At 47.1% G+C, this 26354-nt stretch carries 19 protein-coding genes; 7 read left to right on the plus strand and 12 right to left on the minus strand.

The features are described 5' to 3' along the window. Positions 1-114: 114 nt before the first annotated feature. The 7 genes from hisF to hisG form a co-directional block, all read right to left on the minus strand. Entirely contained in the window at positions 115-888 is a 774-nt protein-coding gene (gene hisF / locus KV201_RS03045; RefSeq protein ID WP_226058464.1) for an imidazole glycerol phosphate synthase subunit HisF, read from the minus strand. Continuing rightward, the gene (hisA, locus tag KV201_RS03050) at positions 870-1607 is read right to left on the minus strand and encodes a 1-(5-phosphoribosyl)-5-[(5-phosphoribosylamino)methylideneamino]imidazole-4-carboxamide isomerase (RefSeq protein ID WP_226058465.1); all 738 of its coding nucleotides are present in this window, start codon (positions 1605-1607) and stop codon (positions 870-872) included. The genes hisF and hisA overlap by 19 nt, the downstream gene beginning before the upstream one ends. Positions 1608-1677: 70 nt before the next feature. Then, on the minus strand, positions 1678-2490 hold the full coding sequence (gene hisH / locus KV201_RS03055) for an imidazole glycerol phosphate synthase subunit HisH (protein WP_226058466.1): 813 nt from the start codon (positions 2488-2490) through the stop codon (positions 1678-1680). 31 nt (positions 2491-2521) lie between these two features. Next, positions 2522-3613, minus strand: a complete 1092-nt coding sequence (gene hisB, locus KV201_RS03060) for a bifunctional histidinol-phosphatase/imidazoleglycerol-phosphate dehydratase HisB (protein WP_226058467.1) — start codon at positions 3611-3613, stop codon at positions 2522-2524. A 100-nt stretch (positions 3614-3713) separates the two neighbouring features. Continuing rightward, positions 3714-4913, minus strand: a complete 1200-nt coding sequence (hisC, locus tag KV201_RS03065) for a histidinol-phosphate transaminase (protein WP_226058498.1) — start codon at positions 4911-4913, stop codon at positions 3714-3716. A gap of 28 nt (positions 4914-4941) precedes the next feature. Further along, complete coding sequence (gene hisD / locus KV201_RS03070) at positions 4942-6243, minus strand: histidinol dehydrogenase (protein ID WP_226058468.1); 1302 nt, start codon at positions 6241-6243, stop codon at positions 4942-4944. Positions 6244-6246: 3 nt separating this feature from the next. Then, entirely contained in the window at positions 6247-7146 is a 900-nt protein-coding gene (gene hisG, locus KV201_RS03075; RefSeq protein ID WP_006086295.1) for an ATP phosphoribosyltransferase, read from the minus strand. A gap of 1049 nt (positions 7147-8195) precedes the next feature. On the opposite strand from hisG, the gene KV201_RS03080 reads away from it, so the two are divergent. Next, complete coding sequence (locus tag KV201_RS03080; protein WP_226058469.1) at positions 8196-10205, plus strand: ATP-dependent DNA helicase; 2010 nt, start codon at positions 8196-8198, stop codon at positions 10203-10205. Between the two features lie 150 nt (positions 10206-10355). On the opposite strand, the gene KV201_RS03085 is transcribed toward KV201_RS03080, so the two are convergent. After that, positions 10356-12344 carry a TonB-dependent receptor gene (locus KV201_RS03085; protein ID WP_226058470.1) on the minus strand — a complete coding sequence of 663 codons (1989 nt, stop codon included), beginning with the start codon at positions 12342-12344 and terminating at the stop codon, positions 10356-10358. Between the two features lie 430 nt (positions 12345-12774). Between KV201_RS03085 and KV201_RS03090 the strand changes: the two genes are divergently transcribed. After that, complete coding sequence (locus KV201_RS03090; RefSeq protein WP_006086300.1) at positions 12775-13353, plus strand: DUF4440 domain-containing protein; 579 nt, start codon at positions 12775-12777, stop codon at positions 13351-13353. A gap of 25 nt (positions 13354-13378) precedes the next feature. Here KV201_RS03090 and KV201_RS03095 read toward each other — a convergent pair whose 3' ends face one another. Then, on the minus strand, positions 13379-14026 hold the full coding sequence (locus KV201_RS03095) for a DUF938 domain-containing protein (RefSeq protein WP_226058471.1): 648 nt from the start codon (positions 14024-14026) through the stop codon (positions 13379-13381). A gap of 491 nt (positions 14027-14517) precedes the next feature. Here KV201_RS03095 and KV201_RS03100 point away from each other — a divergent pair, with 491 nt between their 5' ends. Then, positions 14518-15807: an FAD-binding oxidoreductase gene (locus KV201_RS03100; protein WP_226058472.1), complete on the plus strand. Its 1290-nt coding sequence runs from the start codon at positions 14518-14520 to the stop codon at positions 15805-15807. Positions 15808-15960: 153 nt separating this feature from the next. Here KV201_RS03100 and KV201_RS03105 read toward each other — a convergent pair whose 3' ends face one another. Beyond that, a complete protein-coding gene (locus tag KV201_RS03105; RefSeq protein WP_012089354.1) occupies positions 15961-16839 on the minus strand; it encodes a LysR family transcriptional regulator in 879 nt (292 codons plus the stop codon). A gap of 230 nt (positions 16840-17069) precedes the next feature. Here KV201_RS03105 and KV201_RS03110 point away from each other — a divergent pair, with 230 nt between their 5' ends. Beyond that, positions 17070-18209, plus strand: coding sequence for an S-(hydroxymethyl)glutathione dehydrogenase/class III alcohol dehydrogenase (locus KV201_RS03110; RefSeq protein WP_226058473.1), 1140 nt, complete (start codon positions 17070-17072; stop codon positions 18207-18209). A 162-nt stretch (positions 18210-18371) separates the two neighbouring features. Then, on the plus strand, positions 18372-19214 hold the full coding sequence (fghA, locus tag KV201_RS03115) for an S-formylglutathione hydrolase (RefSeq protein WP_071939399.1): 843 nt from the start codon (positions 18372-18374) through the stop codon (positions 19212-19214). Positions 19215-19325: 111 nt separating this feature from the next. On the opposite strand, the gene KV201_RS03120 is transcribed toward fghA, so the two are convergent. Then, the gene (locus tag KV201_RS03120) at positions 19326-20702 is read right to left on the minus strand and encodes an L-serine ammonia-lyase (protein WP_006086305.1); all 1377 of its coding nucleotides are present in this window, start codon (positions 20700-20702) and stop codon (positions 19326-19328) included. Between the two features lie 385 nt (positions 20703-21087). Between KV201_RS03120 and nagZ the strand changes: the two genes are divergently transcribed. Both nagZ and ycfP read left to right on the plus strand, forming a co-directional pair. Continuing rightward, positions 21088-22116 (plus strand): beta-N-acetylhexosaminidase, encoded by a 1029-nt coding sequence (gene nagZ / locus KV201_RS03125; RefSeq protein WP_226058474.1) that lies wholly within the window; start codon positions 21088-21090, stop codon positions 22114-22116. 79 nt (positions 22117-22195) lie between these two features. Next, positions 22196-22735: an alpha/beta hydrolase YcfP gene (ycfP, locus tag KV201_RS03130; protein WP_226058475.1), complete on the plus strand. Its 540-nt coding sequence runs from the start codon at positions 22196-22198 to the stop codon at positions 22733-22735. A 476-nt stretch (positions 22736-23211) separates the two neighbouring features. Here ycfP and KV201_RS03135 read toward each other — a convergent pair whose 3' ends face one another. Beyond that, positions 23212-25326, minus strand: a complete 2115-nt coding sequence (locus KV201_RS03135; RefSeq protein WP_226058476.1) for a hypothetical protein — start codon at positions 25324-25326, stop codon at positions 23212-23214. Positions 25327-26354: the final 1028 nt, after the last annotated feature.

Here is a 26354-nt window from a genome sequence, read left to right on the forward strand (position 1 = left end):
TGATGCTTTTTAGCGACATATTCAGGTTGCTTGCTCATGCTCTTACTGTCGCGGTATCGAGAGATGGCATTAGCTCGCTATTCACGATTAACCGCGAGCGGCTAATTGCAATAGCTAGCGCCTAATCGCAATGCCTTCGGCCGCTAAGTAGGCTTTTAACTCACCTATGTTGATAATCGCCTTGTGGAATACGCTCGCTGCCAGCGCCGCATCGACCTTGGCTTCAATAAATACATCGCGGAAATGCGCCATAGTCCCAGCGCCGCCCGAGGCAATTAAAGGCACGTCGCAGATGGCGCGAACAAGACTTAACTGCTTGATATCGTAGCCGCCGCGCACGCCGTCTTGGTTCATTACATTGAGCACGATTTCACCACAACCTCGTTTTTGCACTTCTTCAACCCAGTCTTGGGTAAACCACTGCGTATCCTTAGTTGCCGTTTCATCGCCGGTAAATTGCTTTACCTTATAGCTGTTGCTGGTGGCATCGAAAAAGGAGTCGATGCCAATCACGATACACTGGCGGCCAAACTCGTCCTGCAGTCGTGAGATCAAACTCGGATCGGTTAAGGCGGGCGAGTTAATCGAAATCTTATCCGCCCCAAAGGCTAATAATTCACGGGCTTGGCTAATGGTTTTAATGCCACCTGCCACGCAGAAGGGAATATCAATCTGCTCGGCCACGCGGCTCACCCAAGATTTATCAACCACACGTTCGTGGGCGCTGGCGGTAATGTCATAAAACACCAGCTCATCGGCGCCTTCTTCGGCATAACGCGCGGCTAAGGGCACGATATCACCGACAATTTCGTGGTTACGAAACTGCACGCCTTTCACTACTTTACCGTCTTTCACATCTAAACAGGGGACTAGTCGTTTGGCCAGCATTGGATTGCCTCCACCACGTTAAACTGATTGATAAGCAAGGCTTTACCGATAATGATGCCCGCAGCGCCGCAGTCACGCACGGCGGCAACATCTTCAAGAGTCGCAATACCGCCGGAGGCTTGCCAAGCGATATCGGGATAGCTCGCGGCAATTTCTTGATAAAGCGCGGTATTCGCGCCCGTTAGGGTGCCGTCACGGCTAATATCAGTCACTAGCGCATGCTTTAAGCCGACCGCGCTAAAGGTTTCTACAAGGGATTCTAAACTCTTACCGCCGCCACTTTGCCAACCGGATACGGCGACAATTTTCTCGCCGCTCTGGTTGATATTGACATCGAGAGCGAGGCAAATTGCCTCGCTGCCGTACTTGATAAACCATTGTTTAACTAACTCTGGTTCTTTCACTGCCAGCGAGCCAATTACCACACGTTTTACGCCGATATTTAATAATTCAGTGATTTGTTCTTCCGTGCGAATGCCACCGCCAACTTGAATATTAGCGTTTAGTCCCGCCACGAGTTGACTGATAAGGAGAGTTTGGCGTTTAGCGGGATCTTTCGCGCCTGTTAAATCAACGATATGCAACCACTTCGCGCCTTGAGCCTCGTAGGATTGCAGCTGCGCCAAAGGACTTAAATCAAAGGTGGTCTGCTGGCCGTAATCACCTTGATAGAGGCGGACGACATTGCCATCAATTAAATCAATTGCAGGAATAATCATAAGCTTAGATCCTTGATTGATTTTTTTATAAGTGATTTATTAATAACTGGTTTTTTAATGAGTAATTTATTCATTGGCCAGCCTTCTTTACACCCGCTTGGCCATCAGCAGAGTTGCTTTGCAGCGCTTCGTTCATCAGAGCTTCGTTCATTTGCAACTCGTCCATCAGTAAAAAGTTACGCAGAATTTGCGCGCCCACGGCGGCACTTTTTTCGGGGTGGAACTGCACGCCCATAAAGTTGCCTTTGCCGATGGCGGCGCTAAAACCTTCACCATAAGTACATTCGGCTAAGGTAAATTCACTCAACGGCGCGCGATAACTGTGGACGAAATACACATAACTGCCATCTTCAATACCCGCAAACAGCGGGTGAACGTTAGGGCTGTTGGCGCCTTGTGAGTTTGTCGTGAGCTTAAGTTGGTTCCAACCCATGTGTGGCAAAGGTAAGCTTTCAGCTTTAAGTAACTGGGTATCCAGTTCACAAATGTCGGTTGGGATTATGCCTAAGCACTCGCAGTCTTGACCTTTTCCGCCGCGCTCCTTAGAAATCGTCGCCAACATTTGCATGCCAAGGCACACGCCCAGCACAGGTTGAGTCAGGCCTTGGATGAGTTCGACTAAGCCTTTTTCATGCAAGGACGCCATGGCGGCTCCTGCCGTACCCACACCCGGCAGCACCACACGTTTTGCTGCTTTGATTTTAGCTTTATCGTCTGTGACCAACACCTTAGCGCCTAAACGCTCGAAGGCGAAACGTACTGAGTTTAAATTGGCGCAGCCCGTATCTATGATGACGGTTTCAGCATCTGATGATTCATTTGCTGTTAATTGCTGGCTAGCTGTTAATTGCCGACCAGCTGTTAATAGAGTGTCTTGTTGCATCCTAACCTCTTAAACGATTTATGCTGATGCCTTAAAGTACGCCTTTGCTCGATGGCAGAATATCGCCTTCGACTTTAACCGCTTGGCGTAGCGCGCGGCCGAGCACTTTAAACAGGGCTTCAACCTTGTGGTGATCGTTATCACCTTCGGTCGACACATGCAGCGTACAGCGCAAGCCATCGGCAAAGGAGCGGAAGAAGTGTGGCACCATTTCTGTGGCCATTTCGCCTACGTGCTCACGCTCAAAATCGGCTGAGAATTTGATAAAAGGACGGCCAGAGATATCCAGCAGGCATTCGCCCTTGGCTTCGTCCATCGGCAGGCTAAAGCCGAAACGGGCAATGCCGCGTTTGTCACCGAGCGCTTGGCGCAGGGCATCACCTATGGCCAACGCAGTGTCTTCGACGCTGTGGTGATCGTCGATTTCTAAATCGCCATCGACTTTCACATCCATTCTAAAATTACCGTGGGTGGCAATTTGATCGAGCATGTGGTCGAAAAAGCCAATGCCAGTGTCGATTTTACCTTTGACTGAACTGTCGAGATCCACAGTCACACGAATGTCCGTTTCTTTGGTGGTACGAACGACCGTCGCGGTACGGCCTTTATTGAGCAGCGCATCGGCTATGGCGTTCCAGCCCAAAGTGTCGCGTTGATATTTCAGGCTTTTAATGCCCATGGCATTGCCGAGTTCCACATCGGTTTCGCGATCGCCAATCACCGCCGATTGAGTGAAATCGATGCAGCCTTGGGTGAGATAGTCTTTTACTAGCCCAAGCTTAGGTTTACGGCAACTGCAATTTTCATCATTAAAGTGTGGGCAAATCACCACATCTTCGAAGTTAACCCCTTGGCTTTTGAGGATTTGCATCATCATATTGTGGGGCGCGTCGAAATCTTCCTGCGGGAAAGACGGTGTGCCAAGGCCGTCTTGATTGCTGACCATGACTAAACGAAATCCCGCCTTTTGCAGACGTAGCAAAGCGGGGATCACCTGTGGCTCAAACACTAATTTAGCCAGACTATCGACCTGTTTGTCGGTGACGGGTTCTTCAATCAAGGTGCCATCGCGGTCGATAAACAGAATTTTTTGTGCAACGTTCGGGATAAATTGTGGGTTCATGGCTCTACCTTCAAATTCAATTCGTTTAGCTAATGCTTAACCTGATTTACCTTCAGTGCTGCATTCGCTTTTTATTGGTTTTATTAGTTTTTATGTTCAGTTACTTATTATTCGTTTCTGGTGATTGCTCAGTGCGTTGCGATTCAAATAAATTCACTAACACATCGGTATCCGCCTTTGAACTGAAGCTAAAGCGGATAGCCTTGGCAAGCCTTGGATCTTTGTAGGCGCGGGCGACAACACCGCTGCCTTGCAGTAACGCCGTGACCTTGGCGACATCATCAAATTCAGCCAGCACATAATTGCCGTTAGGCTTAAGCACGCGGGCGCGCGAATCTGAGCTATTCGATTTTGAACAATAAGCGCTGATCGCCGCTGTGAGTCTGGCGCCTTGCTCATTTAATTCTGCGACTTGCACTTTCATCCGCGCAACGCCAGCGCTTGATAGCGCCTGTGTGGCGACCTCACTCACTGGCAGCGGCACAGGATAGGGCGCAATCACGCGCATAATAATTTCGACTACAGCCTCGTTTGCTAGCATAAAACCACAGCGTGCGCCGGCGAGTGCAAAAGCTTTTGATAGGGTGCGCAGTACCACTAGATTCGGATAGCTTTCCAGTAAATCCGCCACACTGTATTCAGGGCAAAACTCAATATAGGCCTCATCGATCACCACAAGCGAATCGGGCAGGGCTTTGATTGCTTGCTCGATAATGGCTTTGTCGATCACAGTCCCGGTCGGATTATTGGGATTGCAGATAAACACCAGTTTTGCGCCGCGAACGTCCTCGGCATAGCTTGTCGGCAAGCCATATTCTGCACTGAGATTTAACGCTTTAACGCCCACATTAAAGGTGTTCGCGCTGATGGCATACATGCCGTACGTCGGGCCAAAGCAGGCAATGCTGTCGACGCCTGGAATACAAAAGGCGCGAATTAACAGTTCAATCGCTTCATCTGCGCCGCGGCTGGCGACTATCTTGCTGGTGCTCACGCCGCAGTATTCGCTGTAGGCATTGATAAGCTGCGGCGGTTGGCATTCTGGGTAACGATTCAATTTTGATAAATCGAGCGCTGCCGTATCGACATTATTGAAGGGGGATTCGTTGGCATTGATCCAAATATCACCACGACCGCCCAGTCTGCGGGCACTCTGGTAGGGCGTTAAATCCAGTAATTCAGGCCGTGCTAGGCGCTCGGCTAAATTTAGCGACGCCGATTGCGCTAACGTTGATGGTGCTAACATCGATGCTAATGCTGCGGGTTCTGCTGTTTTTTCCATGCTGCTCACTTGGCTCATTTTCTTCACTCACATCTCATTAAGCGGATCATTTCTCTAGGCTAGCTAAACGCACTGCGACGGCATTTTTGTGCGCATCGAGCAATTCGTTACTGGCTAACGTCATGACCGCTTGCCCCAATCCGATTAAGCCCTTAGCGCTGAGTTCCTGCACGGTAAAGCGGCGGCTAAAGTCTGCTAATGACAGGCTCGACACGGCGCGGCTGTAACCGTAAGTCGGCAGCACGTGGTTGGTGCCACTGGCATAATCGCCAACAGATTCAGGCGTATAAGCGCCTAAAAACACTGAGCCAGCGGCGCGAATGTTTTTCAGCACCTCACGGGGAAAGCGCGTTTGAATGATTAAGTGCTCAGGCCCATATTGATTGGAAACCTGCGCGGCTTGCAGCATATCGTCAACAACAAAAGTGCGACTGCTCAGTAGCGCCGTTGCCGCGATATCTTGACGTGGCAGGACGGCAAGTTGTCTCGTCAGCGCATCATTCACACCATCCGCGATAGCTTGCGAATCTGTTACTAAAATCACTTGTGAATCAGGGCCGTGCTCAGCTTGCGAAAGCAAATCGGCGGCGATAAATTCGCAATTTGCGTCGCTATCGGCAATCACTAACACCTCAGAAGGGCCGGCGGGCATATCGATACACACAGTGCAGCGACCATCCTGTGACACTAAGCGTTTAGCTTCAGTCACATAGCGGTTACCTGGGCCAAAAATCTTATCAACCGCCGGAATCGTTTCCGTGCCAAAGGCCAGTGCTGCAATCGCCTGCGCGCCGCCCACTTGATAGATTTCAGTGATCCCGCAGGCATTGGCGGCATAGATAATGGCATCGTTGATGGGCGGTGGGCTGACCAATACTCTTTGTTCGCAGCCGGCGATCTTGGCGGGCAGGGCAAGCATCATCACGGTAGAAATTAATGGCGCGCTACCACCGGGGATATATAAACCGACTTTTTCAATTGGTTCGCTACGTAACTCGCAGCGTACTCCCGCCTCGGTTGCCATATCAATTGGGCGAAATTGCTGGGCGCTGTGAAACACATCTATGTTCGCCATGGCTTTGGATATCGCTGCTTTCAGCTCTGGCGATACCCGTGTGCTTGCCGCAGCTATTTCGGCTTCGACCATGCGCAGCTCGCCAATCTTCGCGCTATTGAAGCCATCAAATTTTTGATTAAATTCTTGAATGGCGGCATCACCCCGCGTCGCCACCGCATCGAGAATGGCGCGAACACTTTGCTCTAAGCCACTGTCACCAATTAAGGGCGAGCGTTTCAGCGCCGTTTTCTGCTCGGCGGTTGATAAGGTTGACCAAGTTAGGATTTCCATACATTACCCCATCATTTTTTCGATTGGCATCACCAGAATTGAGCTGGCACCGAGCGCAGTCAGCTGTTCCATGGTATCCCAGAACAAATCTTCAGTACTGACGGCGTGGATAGCAACGCGGTTAGTATCATCATTTAATGGCAATACGGTTGGATTTTCCGCACCGGGCAGCAGGGCGACGATTTGATCTAAGGTTTCGGTTGGCGCGTGCAGCAGGATGTATTTGCTCTCACGGGCGCGGATAACGCCATTGACGCGGGACAGAATTTTGTCGATGAGTGCTTGTTTAGTCGGTGTTTGGGTTTGGGTCGATTGAATGATGCAGGCCATAGAGCGGTAAATCACTTCAGTTTCGTATAAACCGTTGGCTTCTAAGGTGGCGCCTGTCGACACCAGATCACAAATACCATCGGCAAGGCCGGCACGTGGGGCTACTTCAACCGAGCCTTTTAACATACAGTCGCGATAAGTTATGCCTTTTTGTTGCATAAAACGGCGCAGCAGGTTCGGGTAAGAAGTGGCGATGCGTAATCCTTCTAAAGAGGAGGCATCGGCGTAACTGAATTCTGTTGGTACGGCTAACGAGAGGCGACATGAACCGAAATCTAACTGACGCAGTTTGAGGCAGTCTGCGGGCTTGTTCAGGGTTTGACGCTCGATTTGTTCTTCTTCGAGCACGTTTTCCCCTATGATCCCCATATCAACTACGCCGTCCATCACCAATCCTGGGATATCGTCATCACGAACGCGCAGTAAATCGATAGGCATATTGTCGGCGTGAGCAATAAGGCGTTGTTCATTAATGGAAAATTTAACACCACAGCTTTTTAGCAGTTGCTGAGAGTCAGTAGAAAGACGGCCAGATTTTTGGATGGCGATGCGTAAACGGTTCGATTCAGTCATAGTATTATCTCGCTCAAAGTATCAAAATTAAAAGATTCAAAAGTGTGTTGTTTAATCGGTTTAATACGTCTTGCCGTTCAATGGCCTCTAGCTAAGTAATCTTGCTAAGAGCTCTAGCTAACGTATTGATAATTTATAAAATATCTAAAATTAAAATTAAAATTAAAATCAAAATTAAAACCAAAATTAACGCCTAAATGCAAAAAACCCCCGGAATTCCTTCCAGGGGTTTATGATCATCTTGAATCAGTCCGCCAGAAGGATATAGTCCTCCGGCAGTGAGCGTCCGAAGGCTACCGCATATGGTGGTGATGGTGGTGGATAGCGTTCAGTAGTGGGCTCATTTTACTCTCTCGGTATTTAACTTTATTGGCTCAGCTGCTCGAAATACAGTGAAGCGTTGAATGCGTTGTTACGGACGTCTATCCGTATAAGTGGATTTAAACTAACCGCTTTTATGAGCCTTTGCAACAGCAATTTTGAATTAAACGAGAATATTTATGCGTTTTTGTGAAAGGCAGAGGGTTATCGCTAAATAAAGCGATTGAGTCTATTTGTTGGCGGAATGTTGAAAGTGGGCCGAAATGTGTTGGTAAGTCGTGCCGAACTAGCATCAGCGTAATCTGTTCCAATGACCGAGAAAGTCGTGAAGTCAATGTGTATGTAATCATTAAGCACAGTCATTCCAGTAACACGCCGTGAATATATCCATATATGCCGCCGTCGAGCCTTCAGCGACGAGTTTATGGCGAGTCACTGGGGAAACAATGGTAATTAATGCTGCGCGTACTTCATGTATGGCGCGAGGGAAAGAACCTGCGAAATTATCCTTGCTAACTTGTAGTCTTATCTCAAATCAGCATAATGCTTCGAGCTGTTAAGTTTAACGCTATTGTTTACGGCTGCGGCTTGCGGTACTAACCAGTGTTTGTGGTTAAGTAAAGTCATCACAATGCACTCGCTCAGCAGCCTGCAGCAGCTTATAGTGTGGCCTGACTACATTGTTTTATAACGTTTCCTAACACCTTGATAAAGGATTGATTCTCCCTTTGACTCGCTCCCGCCAACCTAACTCAAAGCATGCTTCCTCTAAAGAAACAGTGGCTAAGCCTGCTGCCTTAAAAGGCGCTGCTGCGGTGAGCCGACTCGCGGGCGAAGTGCAACGCGCATTTTTGCCCGATGGAGTATTGTCTAAGCACATTCAAGGCTTTAGTGCGCGCACAAGCCAAATGCAAATGGCGCAGCAAGTGAGTGAGGCGATAGCGTCTAAGAGTAATGTGGTGATTGAGGCGGGCACAGGGGTGGGTAAAACCTTTGCATATTTGATCCCCGCGATATTGAGCGGCAAGCAAGTTATCGTCAGTACGGGCAGTAAAAATCTGCAAGAGCAGTTGTTTTTTAAAGACTTACCCGCACTGGTCGCCATGTTGGGGATTGAGCCCAAACTGGCGCTGCTTAAGGGGCGCAATAATTATCTGTGCCAGTGGCGACTCGATAAGCAAATGAGCGAGGCGACACATATCGATGCGCGTTTATTAGATGATTTGTTGAAAATCAATCAGTGGGCGAGCACTTGTAAAGATGGTGATATTGGCGGTTTAACCTCAGTGCCTGAGAATTCCTCGGCGCTGCCGCTCGTGGTCAGTACCAAAGAAAGCTGTATTGGTAAGCGCTGCGACTTTTACGATGCCTGCTTTACCCGTAAGGCGCGCAGCCGTGCTATGGATGCCAAAATAATCGTGGTTAACCACCATTTATTTTTCGCCGATAGCGTACTAAAAGACACGGGCTTTGCCGAGTTATTACCCGATCCTGATGTGGTTATTTTCGATGAAGCGCATTTATTACCCGATATTTGCGTTAACTATTTTGGCCAGCAATGTTCGAGTCGTACTATCGATGATTTTATTCAAAAGCTACTCGCCATTTATCAAACCGAACTCAGTGATACGGGGCAACTCGCGCAATTTTGCCAGCGTTGCCTCACCAAATTAAGTGACTGGCATAATCAGTTATATTCCTGCGGCGAATCCGACTGGCGTTTAGTGCTGGGCAATAAAGCGCTCGCCGGGGCGTCGTGGGATTTATTAGCGGAATTAACTGCGCTACAAAATTTATTAATGGCCCATATTGGCCGCAGTGAATTGTTAGATGATATCGCCATCAAGTTGGCAGAGCTGAATAATAAGCTCAGTGTGTTTTTTAACTGCGATAATAATCTGGCGGCCTACAGCATTGAATTTGGTAGTCGTTTTGTGGTGCTACGAATTTCACCCATCAATATTGCCCGTGAGTGCCAGCAGTTATTTGTGCCTGAAACCAGCTGGATATTTACCTCGGCAACTTTGCAGGTTAACCGTAGTCTCGCCCATTTCGCCCGAGAAATGGGTATCGTCGATGCGCAGCAAAGCATTCTCGACAGTCCCTTTGATTATCCCCGCCAAGCGGTATTTTGTGTGCCGAGACAACTCGGCAGCGTGACCAATCAACAGCAAGCATTAAAACAGCTGGTGGAGGTGTGCGTGCAAGCGATAGACGCAGCGCAGGGACGGACTTTTATTCTTTTTACCAGCCATAAAATGCTCGAACAAGCGGCGCTGGCACTGCGAACTCGCACTCATTATCCGCTGCTGGTACAAGGCCAAGCGGGTAAACAGAGTCTGCTGACGAAGTTTCGCCAACTCGGCAATGCGGTGTTGCTCGGCACCAGTAGTTTTTGGGAAGGGGTGGATGTGCGCGGCAAATTGTTAAGCTGCGTGATTATCGACAAATTACCTTTCGTGTCGCCCGATGAGCCCCTGTATCGTGCCCGAGCCGATAATGTGAGTCGTCAAGGACTCGATCCTTTTACCGAAGTCTCGTTACCGCAGGCGATTATTTCGCTGAAACAAGGTGTTGGCCGCCTTATTCGCGATGAAAAAGATCGCGGTGTGCTGATCCTTTGCGATAATCGCATCGTTAATCGCTACTACGGCCAAGCCTTTTTAAACTCACTGCCGCCAATGGCGCGCACCCGTGACCTAGATAAAGCGCTGGAATTTTTAAGGCAGATCCCTTAAAGCCGATCACTTAAAACAAATCCCTTAAGGCAGCTCGCTTGGGGAAGTGTTCTAAAAGTTCGAAAGCATTCAACGAATTCATAAAAAACGGGCTTATAGTTTCGCAAGCCCGTTTTCACCTAGATAAACCCATGTGTGGCAGATTGCTGATTAGAAACTTGCCGTTACGCCCGCATAAATACTGCGACTTTTTTGGATGTAATCAAGATCGGTAGCCACTTGGTCGCGCTCAGCATCCGTTAGGTTAGTGACGCCGAGTTTGACTCTGAACATAGGATTGATTTGGTAATTCGCGCCTAGGTCGAGTGAACCATAACCTTCTGATTTTACATTGGTGCGCAAATACTGATCGCCAGTATAGTGGTAGGCGATAAAGGTGGATAAGCCCTCCAATGCCTGCCATTGCAGTTTAAGGTTGTAGCTGTCATCCGGCGTTAGGGTAAAAGGCGCACCATTTTGCTTATCTTCAGCATCGGTTTTACTGTAATTACCGCTAAAGCTGACCGTGTCGGTTACATCGTACCAAGTCTGTAGTTCCCAACCGGTGATCTTGGCTTCGTTCACGTTTTGGTAAGTTAACACTGCGCCTGGCGTTCTATCCCAGGTTTCTGTGATGATTTTATTTTCTACATCATTGTGGAAGTAGGTGATTGAGCCGCCAAAATCAGTGGTTTGATATTGGGTCGATAACTCGTAATTCACTGAGGTTTCGGCTTGTAAATCTGGATTGCCCGCGACGGTACAGGCGCCGCGACAAGCGGGGATAATATAATCGGCTTGGGATTGCGACATATTCGGCGCTTTAAATGCCTTACCACCGCCACCTTTGATCACCCATTCAGAGCTTAAGTTATACACCAAATACACGCGTGGGCTAAATTCGGTGCCGTACACATCGTGGTGATCGACACGCCCGCCTAAGGTGATATTGAGTTCGCCTAAGCTAAATTCATCTTGCAGATACAAGGCCGACTGGCTGTCGTCTAAGGTGCCATCACCCAAAATATTGCGGCTGTTTTCAAGCTGAGTCCAACGGTATTCCGCGCCGCTGGTTAACATGTGATCCCCCAGTAAGACTGTGGTTTGGCCGTCGAGATTGTGGTTGGTTTGGGTGATATGCCCAATCTCGGCGATCAGCGCGGAGTTGTCAGTCACCTCAACATTTTCATAGTAATAGCGCAGGCGAGTATCGCCCCAGTTCCAGTGGCCATTGTGGGTTAGACCTGAGCTTATCCGCTCGGCTCGTTGGTTATTGGTGAGAATTGTGCCGTAGTTATTCCAATCCGATTCGCGTTCGTCGTTGGCGTAACTTAAATCAAATTGCAGATCTTGCTGGCTATCAATCAACCATTGCAGGTTAGCGAGGGCGCTGATTTCATCTCTGTCTTCTAACGCATCGATTGTGGGTTTTAAATCTGAGCGCCAGGCATCGCGTTGATTGCTGTCGACGATTAAGTTTGCCAGCAGTTTATCTTTGATCAGCGCGCCGCTGGTGTAGAAATTGTACTTAGTGCTGTCGCCGCCTTTGCCGCTGGTGGGCGTATCGTATTGCACGCCGACACTGGTCTGCCAGTCGTCAGTGGGTTGGCGCAAAATCACGTTAACCACGCCACCTAAGGCTTCGGAGCCATAGAGGGATGACATAGGCCCGCGCACGACTTCGATTCGCTCAATCGCAGACATGGGAATGGATGATAAGTCAAAATCGTTGCCATAACCGGAGGTTAGTGCTTCGCGGGAGTTGACTCGGCGGCCGTTGATTAAGATCAGCGTGTAGTCCGAATCCAGTCCGCGCAGGCTAATTTCATTGCGACCATAGGGCGTGCCTTCGCTGATGTTCACGCCCTGTAAATAACGCACTGCACTGGCCAGATCGTCGATCACTAGCGCTTCGAGTTCACTGCGATTAATTACTGACACAGAAGCGGGCGCCGACAGTTCCGAATGCTGAGTTTGCGTAGCTGTGATCACCATACGTTCCATTTCTGGCGTGGCATCTTGGGGAGCTGCGGCAGTTGCCCATGCAGCGGGTAACAACAGGCTTAAGCCAATGGCGCGCGATAGCAGGCTCAGTGTAGGAGACAGAGCTGCACCGGATGTATGACTTGTTTTGCGAGTACGGCAGATAAAGCGGGACATATCATTCTTCCTTGGATAATTTCGGCGAATGATAATTATTCTTAAATAGCGCTTCAAGATCTAAGATCGCGCTTTTGTGTAAAGACTATGTAAATTTTACTCTTTAGTAACAGTATGATAGCGGGTATGCAGTTGTGGATCGAAGCGTTCACCACGAAACTGATATTGCTGAGAAGCAAATATGAGAAGCGAATACGAAAAAGCGAAACGCTGGGGTGGGGTAAATCGCGCAAAGATAGTGAAACTAGCCATAAATTGTCGGCAGATGCAGCAGGGAAATTCAAGTTTTAATTATATTGTTCTGATTTAAAAGGATAATTTAATTGGCATACGCTTTGCTGACACTTCTGCTTCAGATTTGTGGCGCTATGCAGGTTTGTGATGTGAATCGTCGCCATAAAAAATTACTGCCAACATTCACGGAGAGAATATGAATCCAGCATTTTATAGCCTAGCCACAGTCGCCGTTTTAACTTTGTCACTCGCCACTACCGAACCGGCTGTTGCCACAGATGCGCCTACACTAGCTAAAGCCGCATCGGATAAAACCGCTGAGGCTTCACATGCAGGCATTTCGCAACCCGCGACTGCGTTAGCTGATACGTTAGCGACTCAAATTGCAGCGGTGGATTTTGCCGTGTTCGACAGTTTCAATAAGTGCGCAGCCCCCGCTGAACTCAAGAAACACGCGGCGTTTTTCACTGAAAATGTGGAGTTTTACCACGACACGGGCGGCGTAACGTGGAACCGCAAGGACATGATCGCCAATACCGAAAAATACGCCTGTGGTCATTACCGCCGCGAGTTAGTTGCGGGCACGATGAAAGTGTTTCCGGTGAAAGAGTTTGGCGCAATAGAGCAAGGCGTTCACCGTTTTTGCAGCTTTGAAACGGGCAACTGTGATGGTCTAGCCGACTTTGTCATTGTGTGGCGCAAACAGGACGAACAATGGAAAGCCACTCGAGTGTTGAGCTATGGACATAGAACCGCCGAGATCAAAACGGACTAAACCAAAGCTAGCTTTTAACAAGAAACTAGCCTCTAACAAAATGCAGTAATCGATTATTTGCGGGCATAGCCACATCTTGCTCGAGTGTTAAGCCTTGCTTGCTGGCTAAACTGCAAATCCATTCGATATCGCGAATGCCGCTGGCGGGATCGCGCTGTTTTAAAAAGGTATCGAATTGGTGATTGCTGTCACTGCTAAATTCGCCTTGGTAGTTAAAGGGACCGTAAATGCAAAGAGTCTTGAGTTGGGGGAGATACAGACCAAGACCAGTAAAAAACGCTTCAACCATATTTTTGCTCATAATATGCAAAGTGTTCGCAGTAAATACGCCATCAATATCAGGTGTTAATCCCTCCACCGGCCATGGCGCGGTAACATCAAGGATAAGCGGTAAAGCTAGATTTGCCCCAGCATTAAATAGCCCGCCTTCTTGCTCACACCTTGCGCTAATGCCACCAATATACTCAGCTTGATCGCTGGTTTGCCAGATTAAATGGGGAAGATTTGCTGCAAAATACACCGCATGTTGGCCCGTGCCACTGCCGATTTCGAGTACATGTTGGTTGAGTGAGAATGCCTGCGTTAATACGGCTAAAATCGGCGCTTTGTTGTTTTCGCACGCTTGTGAAAACGGCAATTGGGTAAGTGGCTGGACAATTGGCAATCGTGGCATAATGGACTCTAGGTTGCTGAGATTAAAGAGGATGACGCCGCACAAGCCTATCTTAAACCAGCAAAAAGCATAAGGCTTAAAAGATAAAATGAGCCACGCCTTAATATTCGGCGCCTAAGCTCAGGTTCCTTAATCTCTGGCTGCTTAATCTCTAGCTCCATAATCACAGGGGCCGCCATTTCAGATACTTTCATCTCAAGCTTTTCCATTTCAGGCTCGTCAAGCAGGAGCCAGCCCAACTCCCTTTGTTATGTCCAGCAAGCGGTTAATTCAATCCACTATTGACCTCGATCTCAACTCAGATATACTCTCAAATTCTGAACGCGTGTAAAAAATATAAAACAACCGTCGGGGGGAACGTGTTAACACTCGCGCCTATAAACTAAGACTCAACACCCATTACCAGCACACAGCTTTTAGTACTTATCGTTCAACACTCAACTTTTAATATTTAACTTTTAACACTTAACTTTCAACATCAAGGAATGACTATGCCAGCAGAGCGTTGCGCCTCCTACTACAATGCCACCATAAACCAAGAGTCGAATTATCCTGAGTTAGAAGGTGACATTCGCGTCGATGTGGCGATTGTCGGTGGCGGGTTTACCGGTGTAGCAACGGCTCTGGAATTGTCCGAGAAGGGCTACAAGGTGGCACTTATTGAGGCTAATAAAATTGCGTGGGGCGCAACCGGACGCAACGGCGGGCAGGTGACGGGCAGTTTGTCTGGCGATGCAGCGATGACAAAACAACTGCGCCGCCAGATTGGCAATGAAGCTGAAGAGTATGTGTGGAATTTACGTTGGCGCGGCCATGACATTATTAAAAATCGGGTGGCCAAGTACGGCATAGACTGTGATTTAAAATTTGGTCATATCCAAACCGCTTACCAGCCAAATCACATGCACGAGCTTAGGGCGATGCATGATGAAGCGCAGCGTCGCGGCATGGGGGAATTTATGACGCTGGTATCAGCCGTTGAAATGCCCGCCTATTTAGGCTCGCCCTTGTATCACGGCGGCTTAGTTAATCGGCGCAACATGCATTTACACTCAGTCAATTTATGCCTGGGTGAGGCCCGCGCCGCAGCAGGTCTTGGGGCGTTGATCTTTGAAAACTCGCCCGTGCTCGATATTGAGGAGGGCGATCTTGCCACCGTTGTCACCGCCAAGGGAAAAGTTCGCACCAATAGCGTGCTGATCGCGGGGAATGCCTACCATAAACTTGCGCGCCCTCAATTGCGTGGCATGTTATTTCCTGCGTCCTTAGGCAATTGTGCTACTGCAATTTTGCCTGATGAGATCGCTTTGCAGATTAATCCGCAGGATTTAGCCGTGTACGATTGTCGCTTTGTGCTGGATTACTATCGCCTGACCGCAGATAAACGGTTGATGTTCGGCGGCGGCACTAATTACAGCGGCCGCGATCCTAAAAATGTGGCGGCGGAATTACGGCCTGCAATTGAGCGTACGTTTCCACAATTAAAGGGCGTTGATATCGAATTTGCCTGGGCGGGAATGGCTGGAATTGTGATTAACCGTATCCCGCAGCTCGGCAAAGTATCGCCTAATGTATTCTATTGCCAAGGATATTCTGGGCATGGGGTGGCGACATCACACATTATGGCTGAGATCATGGCCAATGCGATGGACGGACAATTGCGTGAATTTGATTTGTTTGCCGGCATGCGCCATATCCGTATTCCGTTAAATGAATGGTTCGGCAATCAAGCGCTGGCGTTAGGCATGTTGTATTACACTTTACGGGAAAACTGGCGCTAGTTTGCGGCGTCTTGTCTGTTATCGCTTCGTTTGTTCGAACTGAGTAATCCGCTCAACAACAGACGGCTCCACAATAAACCTCTCAGCAATAGATTTTTTAGCAACAGACGGCTCCACAAAATACTGCTCAACAACCGGCTGTTCAGAAAAAGATTAGTCCTGTTCGATGAGTTTTTCGGCGAGGTAATCGACTAATACGCGGATCTTGGCCGACAGGTGTCGATTTTGTGGATAGAGCGCCCAAATGCCTTCTTTGGCTTCGCGGTGACCGTCGAGTAAGGACAGTAAACGTCCAGCTTGAATATCTTCTTCAATATAATAATCAGGCAGTTGTACTATACCAATTCCCTTTAGCGCAGCATCCCTTAAGGCGTAGCCGCTGTTACAATTGAGATTGCCGCGCACTTTGATATTGCGCTCGCGGCCATTCTCCACAAAGCGCCAGTAATTGTGATTACCAATCAAGCAATTGTGCTGGCTAAGCTCTGATAGCGTATGGGGCTGGCCGTATTTTTCCACATAACTCGGTGAGGCGGCCACATAGTGAGTACGGCTGCTTAAGGGTTTGGCCATTAAACTCGAGTCGGCGAGTTTGCCGAGGCGAATGGCCAGATCGTAACCACCTTCAATCAAGTCCAAGGTGCGATTAGTGAGGTCGACACTAAACTCAACACTGGGATATTGCACCATAAAATCATTGAGTAACGGCATGATAAATTTCTCGCCATAGGCCACGGGCGCCGTGAGCTTGACTAGGCCTTGGGGTGAGTCCTTTAGGTTTGAGATGGCGCGCTCGGCTTCTTCTAACCCCGTTTGTAATTGGCGGCAATGGCGATAGTAAATGGTGCCTTCTTCGGTTAGCGACACTTTGCGAGTAGTGCGGTAAAACAGCTTAGTGCCAAGGCGATTCTCTAAGGCGCTGACTTGGCGGCTCACGTGGGCAGTGGAGATATTCAGTCGCTGCGCCGCTAAGGTAAAACTTTCGGCTTCGGCCACTGCGACAAACTCAGAAATGCCATCCCAGAGATACATTGTTGTTGCTCAGTAAAAATGAATTGCTTGAATACTAGATTGTCTCTCGTTGAGAAACAAATACAATCTTACTATTCATTAGCATCAGTGCAGTAGCATCAGTGCAATCGGTATCAGCGTATGCTGAGTCGGTATGTTTGAGCCAATATGTTTGAACCAAGATGCTTTAGCTTAAGTAGAATCGATTACAACAATAATTTTCTCTTATTACCTATCAAGGGACGGTAACAATGTCGAACGAAAAACCGAAGTTTATTAAATCAAAGGCCGCTGTTGCTTGGGGACCAGGACAACCACTGAAAATTGAAGAAGTGGATGTGATGTTACCAAAAGCGGGCGAAGTCTTAGTGCGCATTGTGGCCACAGGCGTGTGTCACACGGATGCCTTTACCTTGAGCGGTGACGATCCTGAAGGGGTATTCCCGGCGATTCTAGGCCACGAAGGTGGCGGTATCGTTGAGCAAGTGGGCGAGGGCGTGACCAGCGTGCAAGTGGGCGATCATGTGATCCCACTTTATACCCCAGAGTGCGGCGAGTGTAAGTTCTGCCTATCGGGCAAGACTAACCTGTGCCAAAAAATTCGTGCGACCCAAGGTAAAGGCTTAATGCCCGATGGCACCACGCGTTTTTATCTCGATGGCAAACCTATTTTCCATTACATGGGCTGCTCAACCTTCTCTGAATATACCGTGTTGCCTGAAATCTCATTGGCGAAAGTCAATAAGAGCGCACCATTAGAAGAAATTTGTCTGTTAGGTTGCGGCGTAACCACAGGTATGGGCGCTGTGATGAACACGGCCAAAGTGGAAGAAGGCGCAACCGTGGCGATTTTCGGCCTCGGCGGTATTGGTTTATCGGCGATCATTGGTGCGACTATGGCAAAAGCCAGCCGCATTATCGCCATTGATATCAACGAGTCTAAGTTCGAGTTAGCCAAAAAACTCGGCGCGACCGATTGCATCAACCCTAAATTACTCGATAAGCCCATCCAAGAGGTGATCGTTGAGATGACCGACGGCGGGGTAGATTACTCATTTGAGTGTATCGGCAACGTCAACGTGATGCGCAGCGCTTTAGAGTGTTGTCATAAGGGTTGGGGCGAGTCGGTGATCATAGGTGTTGCCGGTGCAGGGCAAGAGATTTCAACCCGTCCATTCCAATTAGTGACTGGCCGAGTATGGCGCGGTTCTGCCTTTGGCGGCGTGAAAGGGCGTTCTGAACTGCCACACATTGTTGAGCGTTACATGGCGGGTGAGTTTAAGCTCGATGACTTTATCACTCACACTATGGGGCTTGAGCAAATCAATGAAGCGTTCGAGCTGATGCACGAAGGTAAGAGCATCCGTAGTGTGATCCATTTTGATAAATAAGCGATTTTGTACGCTAACTTGATGCTTCACTTTGATGTGACAAACCGGCAGACAGGTGACAATCTGTCTGCTGTGTTGCACTGAGCAGATGACAAACGCTAAGACAAATGACATGACTAACGCTAAGACAAGCGCTAAAAGATTGAGCTTAAAAGGACTTGTATGACCATAGAAAATATCAGTTGTAACAAGAGTTTCGGCGGTTGGCATAAGCAATATCGCCATCAATCTCAGTCGTTAAACTGCGAGATGCGCTTTGCGATTTATCTGCCACCTGAAGCGGTGAATAAACCTGTGCCTGTGCTGTATTGGCTCTCAGGCTTAACCTGCACCGATGAAAACTTTATGCAGAAGGCAGGCGCCCAGCGCATGGCGGCTGAGCTTGGGATGGCGATTGTTGCCCCTGATACCAGTCCTCGCGGTGATGATGTGCCCGATGCAGCGGACAAAGCCTACGATTTAGGCTTAGGCGCTGGGTTCTACCTCAATGCGACCAAAGCACCGTGGAATCGTCATTACAAAATGTACGATTACATAGTCCACGAGTTGCCCGCGTTGATTGAAGCGCATTTTCCGGTGACTACCCAGCGCGCCATCTCTGGCCATTCGATGGGCGGCCATGGTGCTTTGGTGATTGGCCTGAGTAATCCGCACAGATACAGCTCCATTTCGGCCTTTAGTCCGATTTCGAATCCAAGTAATGCGCCTTGGGGCATTAAAGCCTTCAGTGAGTACTTAGGTGAGAATCGTGAACATTGGCGCCAGTACGATGCCTGCGAATTGCTCAAGCTCGCCATTGCCGAGGTGCCAGTTATGATTGATCAAGGTGAAGCTGATAGCTTTTTAGACAGTCAATTGATGCCACAATCGCTGGTGGACATTGCCAATGCTAAGGGCTATCCCTTAGATGTGCGGATGCAAGCGGGGTACGATCACAGCTACTACTTCATCGCGAGTTTTATTGAAGAACACCTTAAGTTCCATAGCTTGTACTTTAAGCCTTGAATCGTCGATTCAGTAGTCACGCCGATGGGCTCAAACAAAAATGCCGCAACTCAGTGAGTTGCGGCATTTTTTATGATGCAGTTTAAGCGATTAGTGGGAGTGAACTAACACTCAGCACTCAACAATGTTGACCGCTAGGCCGCCTTTGGCGGTTTCTTTGTATTTGCTGCGCATATCTCTGCCGGTATCCATCATGGTTTTGATCACTTTATCCAGTGAAACCTTATGGTGACCGTCACCGCGTAGGGCCATACGAGAGGCGTTGATCGCTTTGATCGCGCCCATGGCATTACGTTCGATACAAGGCACTTGCACTAGGCCGCCCACAGGATCGCAGGTTAAACCTAAGTTATGTTCCATGCCGATTTCAGCTGCGTTTTCAACGTGCTCAATCGTGCCGCCCATGATTTCAGTCAGTGCGCCAGCAGCCATAGAACAGGCTACGCCAACTTCACCTTGGCAACCCACTTCGGCGCCAGAAATTGAGGCATTCTTCTTGTACAAAATACCAATCGCGGCGGCGGTTAATAGGTAACGGGCGCAGACATCGATATCGACTTCTTGTACGAAGGTATCGTAATAGCATAATACTGCAGGGATAATTCCCGCGGCGCCGTTTGTTGGCGCAGTTACGACGCGAGCGCCGGCCGCATTTTGCTCGTTTACTGACAGGGCGAATAAATCAACCCAATCCATTGCGGTTAATGGATCGACGTTGTTACGGCCTTCGGCTTTCAAACGACGATACAGGGCAGGGGCGCGGCGACGCAGTTTTAAGCCACCAGGTAAAATGCCTTCTTTTTGATAACCGCGTTCGATACAGGTTTTCATCGTCTGCCAAATGTTCCACAGCTTGGCTTTGACTTCATCTTCTGTGGCTAAACTCAGTTCGTTCGCCATCATCAAAGAAGAAATGCTCAGACCTTGCTCGCCACACAATTCTAATAATTGCGCTGCACTGCCAAAATCAAAAGGGGCCGCTTCAATTGGTGATGCAGGTGATGCATTACGTTGGCTGATTTCGTCTTCATCTAAGATAAAGCCGCCGCCGACAGAATAATAAGTGCGCTCGAAAATACACTCATCTTTACAATAAGCGTATAAGGTCATGGCGTTGGCGTGTGCTGGCAAGGTTTTGCGTCTGTGGTAGGTAATGCCTTGCTCGCGGGTAAATTTAACCACTTTGCCACAGTGCAGGGTTAAGGTTTCGTCCTTGGAGACGTGTTCTAAAATGCCGTCGATACTGTCAGTGTCTACGGTTTCTGGATCTTCACCCATTAAGCCTAAAATCACTGCTTTGCCCGTGCCGTGGCCTTTGCCTGTTTGGCCGAGGGAGCCAAAGAGCTCGGCTCTTAATTCATCAATCTGGGTCACGAGTCCTGAGTCTGTCAGGTTTTGCATAAAAATTTTGCCCGCTTTCATTGGGCCGACAGTATGTGAACTCGATGGACCTATGCCGATCTTGAACATGTCAAATACGCTAATCATGATAGAAGTCCTGTTGTGTCTTGTTTATTATTTTAGTCTGAGTGCATGGGATTGCTCGCTCTGCAGATTGAAGCACGCTAATCTTCAACGTGAACTCTGGTCAATGGCGGCGCTCTTTCATGCGAAATCTGCTTGTGTGATACTCTAACCTCAGTATCCCATAGATTAGTGTGACAATTCACATTAGTTTTTTTAATTCGATATAGTTCGGATAAGCTGAACTTAATTGGGACTTTTTTGCTGGCCATTTTATGGCCAAGAATACAGGCTTTAAAAGCGCTACAAGGGCAGATGGTTCGCTTTTTTGAGCATTTTTGTGAGCGCGGACTACTTATGGCTTGAGTGGTTATTTTTTGAGTATTAATGAAAATTTTTAGGGAGAAGTATGAGCTATTTAATGTTGGACCTACTGTCGTTGGACGTCAGTGAGGCAGAATCTGAGATGCTACGCCATCCACAGGTGGGTGGTTTAATTCTATTTTCCCGCAATTTTTCAAGCCGTGATCAGTTGATCCGTCTGGTACAACAGATACGCCAAATCCGCCCTGAACTATTAATTGCCGTCGATCATGAGGGCGGTCGAGTACAACGCTTCCGCGATGGCTTTACCGTTATTCCCGCCATGGGCGACATTTTACCTGCGGCAAAGGGTGATATAGCGTTAGCCAAACGCTGGGCCTGTGAGCTCGGTTTCTTGATGGCGATTGAACTACTGGCCTGCGATATCGACTTAAGTTTCGCGCCCGTATTGGACTTAAACGGCGTGAGTCAAGTCATCGGTAAACGCAGCTTTAGCCCAGAACCTGCCGAGGTGATTACACTGGCCGAAAGCTTTATTGCGGGTATGGCCGCCGCAGGCATGGGCGCTGTGGGTAAACATTTCCCCGGACACGGCAGTGTGGTGGCGGATTCGCACTACGAGAAACCCATTGATGAGCGCGATGCCGAGGCGATTTTTGCAAAGGATATCCTGCCGTTTAAAGACTTGATCGCAAAAGAAAAGTTATTAGGCGTTATGCCCGCGCACGTGGTTTATCCCAAAGTCGACCCGAACTCTGCGGGTTTTTCAGAATACTGGCTAAAACAAGTGCTGCGCAAAGAGCTTGGCTTTAACGGGGTGATTTTCTCCGACGATCTCGGCATGCAAGGCGCAGGATTTGCGGGCGATTACCGTGCAAGGGCCAGCGCCGCCTTAGCCGCCGGTTGCGATATGATTTTGGTGTGCAATGACAATGCGGGCGTGATGTCGCTACTCGATGGCTTTACTTGGCCAGCGAGTGCGCCGCAGTATCCTGCAAGTCTACTAAAGCCTAATGCTGCGCAAACTGCTGCAGCGCTCGATAATACCGCCCGATGGGAAAAAGCGAAACAGCTTGCGGAGCAAATTTGTTTGGCCCAACAGGCGAAAGTTTGATGTAGCGCAAGGTGTGAGATCACTCTTTTGCTAGGGTTAGTTAATTCACTGTAATCAAAAATGATTAAAAGGCCTTGATATGATTTTCTATCTTCATGGATTTGATGCGACTAGCCCAGGTAATCACGAAAAAATGCGTCAGTTGCAATTTATCGACCCTGACGTACGTTTGGTCAGTTACAGCACCTTGCACCCTAAGCACGACATGCAACACTTGCTCAAGGAAGTCGCCAAGCAAATGAAGCATAGCGACGATCCCGCGCCGTTAATGGTCGGCGTAGGACTCGGCGCTTATTGGGCCGAGCGAATTGGCTTTTTAAATGGGCTTAAATCTGTACTGATTAACCCTAATTTGCACCCAGAAGATAATATGCAGGGCAAGATTGACCGCTCAGAAGAATATGCAGATATCGCCAATAAGTGTGTGTCGCAATTTCGTGAAAAGAATACTCACAAGGCCATGTGCATATTTTCGGTTAATGATGAGATGTTTGATAATCAGCAACTCGCCAGTGAATTAAGCGCCTATTATTCGATTGATTGGGATGACGTTCAGCCCCACAAATTCCCCCAACTCGCCGCACATCTCCCCAAAATAAAAGCCTTTAAATTGGCTTGATTGATATCAATTGGATAAAAGTACCACTCCTCTTTTTGTATTTAAGAGGGGGAGTGGATTTATCTTATCTGCTATTCCGCCTTATGGTTTTGGCTTTCGTACTTCATGTAGCGGACATATGACTGTGACTATTGGGGATAGATTAAGTAGGATTTTAGTGTTGGCTGATATCCCCGCATATAGGCTTGCCATGGTATTTACTCACCGACGCGCAGCCAGTCCATCCTTGGATGCTCGACCGCCCCGTCCATGGGGCGGACGGTCGTCTCGCCAATCACCATGGCTCACCTTTCGAGTATTAGCGTAATATGCAAATCCAAAAGACTCGCGTTAACATTCAGCGATGGAGGGCTCTGCTATTTTTATCTTTCCAAAAAATGATCATGGGTAGCTAGAAATGAAGAAATATAAACAGCGCACTTTTGTACAAAAGTGCGTTAGTGTCTTGTGCTCTGTAGATACCTTCGGTCACCCGATTATTTGTCTTCAATCATTAGTGCTGGCCAAAATGCAGGATTTATCTGGTATTCAATATTTCCTTTCTTCTTAATTATTCCAGCCATCAACTGCATGCTGTAGTTAAAGTCATAAATATATTTAGTCTCACCATTAATGTTTAATCCAATAAATCCATACCATAGTAAAAGTTCAAATATTTTTTTAACGAATTGATCTCCAACACCAAATTCGCCTAATACCGAGAATATCTCATCTATCTTAACAACTGATTTGCTTCCGATGAATGCATAGAGAACGTCATCAACATTATTCTCTACATCGTGTATTTCATAGCCGATATCGGCTAACAGATCTGTAGAATGTGCTGTTAATCCTTTTTCAATATCTTCTTCAAGGATACGTTCATGATTAAGATTAATCGCAAAACTTTTACACTGGCTAATTAGATTTAATAGAAATCGTGGTCTCATCAAAGATCTTTCAATAAGATATTGGGAGCTTTCCTCTCCCGAATAGTGGCTGACACAGATTTTTTGCCATAGAGAATTGAATGAGCTATCTCCATTAATATTGTTGGACACTATTCTTAAACGAACCAGCTCTCTTAGTAAGTCTGGGTCAGTCCAATCAAGAAGTACACTAGCCTCTTTTCCTCGATCGGATGTTTCTTTAACAAGTAATTCATACACATCGTTTCTTAGAAAGAGAATTGTATTTACATCAACATTTGATTTTCCAAACTGGCGCTCTATCTTTTTGGTTGCATCTATCAATGCTCTAATTATTAATAGGTCTTCATGCTCAAGCCCTGAGGTTGGCCAACCTTTATCAATATTGTCAAAAAGAAGCCAGCAAACTTCTTTTTGACTCATATATTCGATTACTTGCTTTGAAAGCTCCCTAACATCATGGCAATAAAGCATTTCAGTTATATTTGAGGCATTTAATCGAACATTAGTTTGGCTCCCATATTTTGATCTATATTCGGTCGATATTTTTTCCATTAGCGAACTCATCCTTTCGGAAAAGTCACCTTCAGTTTCATACCCATCTGCATGATATAGATCAGCTAGTGCACGGTATGGCTCATATAAGGTATGATCATGTTTATGCTGCTCTCGGTCTTTTTCTAAAATCTTGTAACATATTTCTAAAAGTAAAACATACTCCCAAAATGCCATAATAGTGTGCTGAAATGTACCTTCTTCAAGAAATGATAATATCAATTCTTTAAATTTAATTAGTTTATATCCATCGGGCTTGAGATCTAAAACAATGTTCCCTTTTTTATTTCTTTCTCTATCTCTTACCTGTAAAAATATTGCCGATTTACCTGAACCCTTTCGCCCTACAACAATATTTGCTTCGCCCCTCAAGGATTTTAGGAACTGGTCTGTTTTTAAATAATAACTTTGTAGAGTACGCATCTCGTTTTCTGCTGAAGTCGAGCCTAAATCAAGAGATTGAAGAAATGTATCTTCACTCGACGTGGTAATACTTACATCTTGCTGAAATGCTTCAGCTACCTTGCCAGCGAAATTGGCTATATGCTCATTTATGTCATCAGGATGATATGACATAGAAACAAAATCACGGTAATCAAGAGGTACTGGATCATTCTCATGCTGAATAATACAAAGTGCTTTCGACATTCCATCAGCTAAACCAGCAATGAACGCACCTCTCATATTATGAACTTCATAGCCAACCGATTTATTGGAGAGTAGTGGAACGACTACGCCATGAGACTGCGCAACTTGGTCGATAGCATCATTTGCAGATAATCTCGGTTGCTCATTAGGGTCAAAAGATCTAAACAAGTAACGCGCTTTCTTAATTCGAGATATTATACGGGTTGCCCAATCCGTCTTATGCATGCCTTCTAGTAAATATACTGGCGATTTAACATTAATTTTACTGGGCAAGTTAAGTGGAACAGATGGAATAGCTGAATTAAGGAAACCACGCAACTCAAATGAGTTTTGATACCCCTTATACCCAAGCGTGTCAAATATTCCGACCTCTCTTATTGAAGGGTTTCCTTCTTGTATACTCATATTTTTTGTCAGCAGAATACGCTTTCCTTTCCCTATCGCATAACCTATTTCATAGGTCACGTTAAAATTTAGCACTGAAATATCTGCTACAAGAAAATCACAAGAATCTATACCCTCTAAAACCTTTTCAGAAATAAAGTGACCAGGTATATCAAGTGCCTTCCATGTATTTACCTCTGTATTTGAACTAGTAACAGCTTGTTAAATCGTTTGACCAATTTCAGCAGGTGTTGAGGCGTATGCATAAAATCCTGATTCTTTATTTTCCACAAAATATTTCCTTATAGATGTAGTTTTTTGAAGTAACAGTGGGCATAACATAACGTCTTACTTTATGCGCTGTACTGTTTACCTCATTAAAACAGTAAAAATCGGACATAGTTAACCATCTGTATTAACAAGAAGTTATCAGACTTCTATCATTTTTCATATGCAAGAATCCATCAGGAAAACGTGTATGTGTATTTTACGAACTTTTCATCTTAAAAAGCTAACATTTAAGTATTTGATTTTAAGTGCTTTCATATTTAGTTTTTTGAAATGAGGCGCATAAATATTGACTTGAAAACGTTCAAAACCAAGCAATTGGAATACTACGGTATAACGCTCTAGTTTCGGCCACTCGTGTAGTGTAATTAGGTAGTAGTTTGTTCATCAACTTCTTCTGTCACGCTTGGGGGGCAAAGCTGTTTAGGGCTGATTTGTGAATTAAGGACTTAGTTAAGATTGGCATTGTTGCAACTGTGACCGTTGGCGGCATGGATGCCGCCGTCGAGCCCTCAGGGACGAGTTTATGGCGAGTCACAGGGGAAACAATGACAATAAAAACAACACAACTGACGACAACGTTATCTTGCTTTGGAGCAAAAGCTGTTCAGCTAAACGAATTGCGAAAGGGTGAGTTACGATGGGCATTGTAGGACTAGTGACCTACTAAAACATGGATATTTTAGCAGAACCCATCAGGGATGAGTTTACGGCGAGTCACTGGGGAACCAATGACAATGAATACCGCACAACTGGAAATAAAACTAACTTTAGGCATCACTGCAAAAGAGGTTTTCCTGTTGCGCTGAACTGGCATAAACAGCAAAGCATTTTAT

It is taken from the genome of Shewanella sp. SR1, from assembly GCF_020447145.1.
Lineage (GTDB): Bacteria > Pseudomonadota > Gammaproteobacteria > Enterobacterales > Shewanellaceae > Shewanella > Shewanella baltica.

Excerpts from the sequence above, each read along its gene's own strand:
- KV201_RS03090 (WP_006086300.1), top strand. The coding sequence starts at position 12,775 with ATGAATCCAGCATTTTATAGCCTAGCCACAGTCGCCGTTTTAACTTTG.
- hisH (WP_226058466.1), bottom strand. The coding sequence starts at position 2,490 with ATGCAACAAGACACTCTATTAACAGCTGGTCGGCAATTAACAGCTAGC.
- ycfP (WP_226058475.1), top strand. The coding sequence starts at position 22,196 with ATGATTTTCTATCTTCATGGATTTGATGCGACTAGCCCAGGTAATCAC.
- KV201_RS03095 (WP_226058471.1), bottom strand. The coding sequence starts at position 14,026 with ATGCCACGATTGCCAATTGTCCAGCCACTTACCCAATTGCCGTTTTCA.
- KV201_RS03105 (WP_012089354.1), bottom strand. The coding sequence starts at position 16,839 with ATGTATCTCTGGGATGGCATTTCTGAGTTTGTCGCAGTGGCCGAAGCC.
- KV201_RS03100 (WP_226058472.1), top strand. The coding sequence starts at position 14,518 with ATGCCAGCAGAGCGTTGCGCCTCCTACTACAATGCCACCATAAACCAA.
- hisC (WP_226058498.1), bottom strand. The coding sequence starts at position 4,913 with ATGAGCCAAGTGAGCAGCATGGAAAAAACAGCAGAACCCGCAGCATTA.
- fghA (WP_071939399.1), top strand. The coding sequence starts at position 18,372 with ATGACCATAGAAAATATCAGTTGTAACAAGAGTTTCGGCGGTTGGCAT.
- hisF (WP_226058464.1), bottom strand. The coding sequence starts at position 888 with ATGCTGGCCAAACGACTAGTCCCCTGTTTAGATGTGAAAGACGGTAAA.
- hisB (WP_226058467.1), bottom strand. The coding sequence starts at position 3,613 with ATGAACCCACAATTTATCCCGAACGTTGCACAAAAAATTCTGTTTATC.
- KV201_RS03110 (WP_226058473.1), top strand. The coding sequence starts at position 17,070 with ATGTCGAACGAAAAACCGAAGTTTATTAAATCAAAGGCCGCTGTTGCT.
- KV201_RS03085 (WP_226058470.1), bottom strand. The coding sequence starts at position 12,344 with ATGTCCCGCTTTATCTGCCGTACTCGCAAAACAAGTCATACATCCGGT.
- hisD (WP_226058468.1), bottom strand. The coding sequence starts at position 6,243 with ATGGAAATCCTAACTTGGTCAACCTTATCAACCGCCGAGCAGAAAACG.
- KV201_RS03120 (WP_006086305.1), bottom strand. The coding sequence starts at position 20,702 with ATGATTAGCGTATTTGACATGTTCAAGATCGGCATAGGTCCATCGAGT.
- nagZ (WP_226058474.1), top strand. The coding sequence starts at position 21,088 with ATGAGCTATTTAATGTTGGACCTACTGTCGTTGGACGTCAGTGAGGCA.
- hisG (WP_006086295.1), bottom strand. The coding sequence starts at position 7,146 with ATGACTGAATCGAACCGTTTACGCATCGCCATCCAAAAATCTGGCCGT.
- hisA (WP_226058465.1), bottom strand. The coding sequence starts at position 1,607 with ATGATTATTCCTGCAATTGATTTAATTGATGGCAATGTCGTCCGCCTC.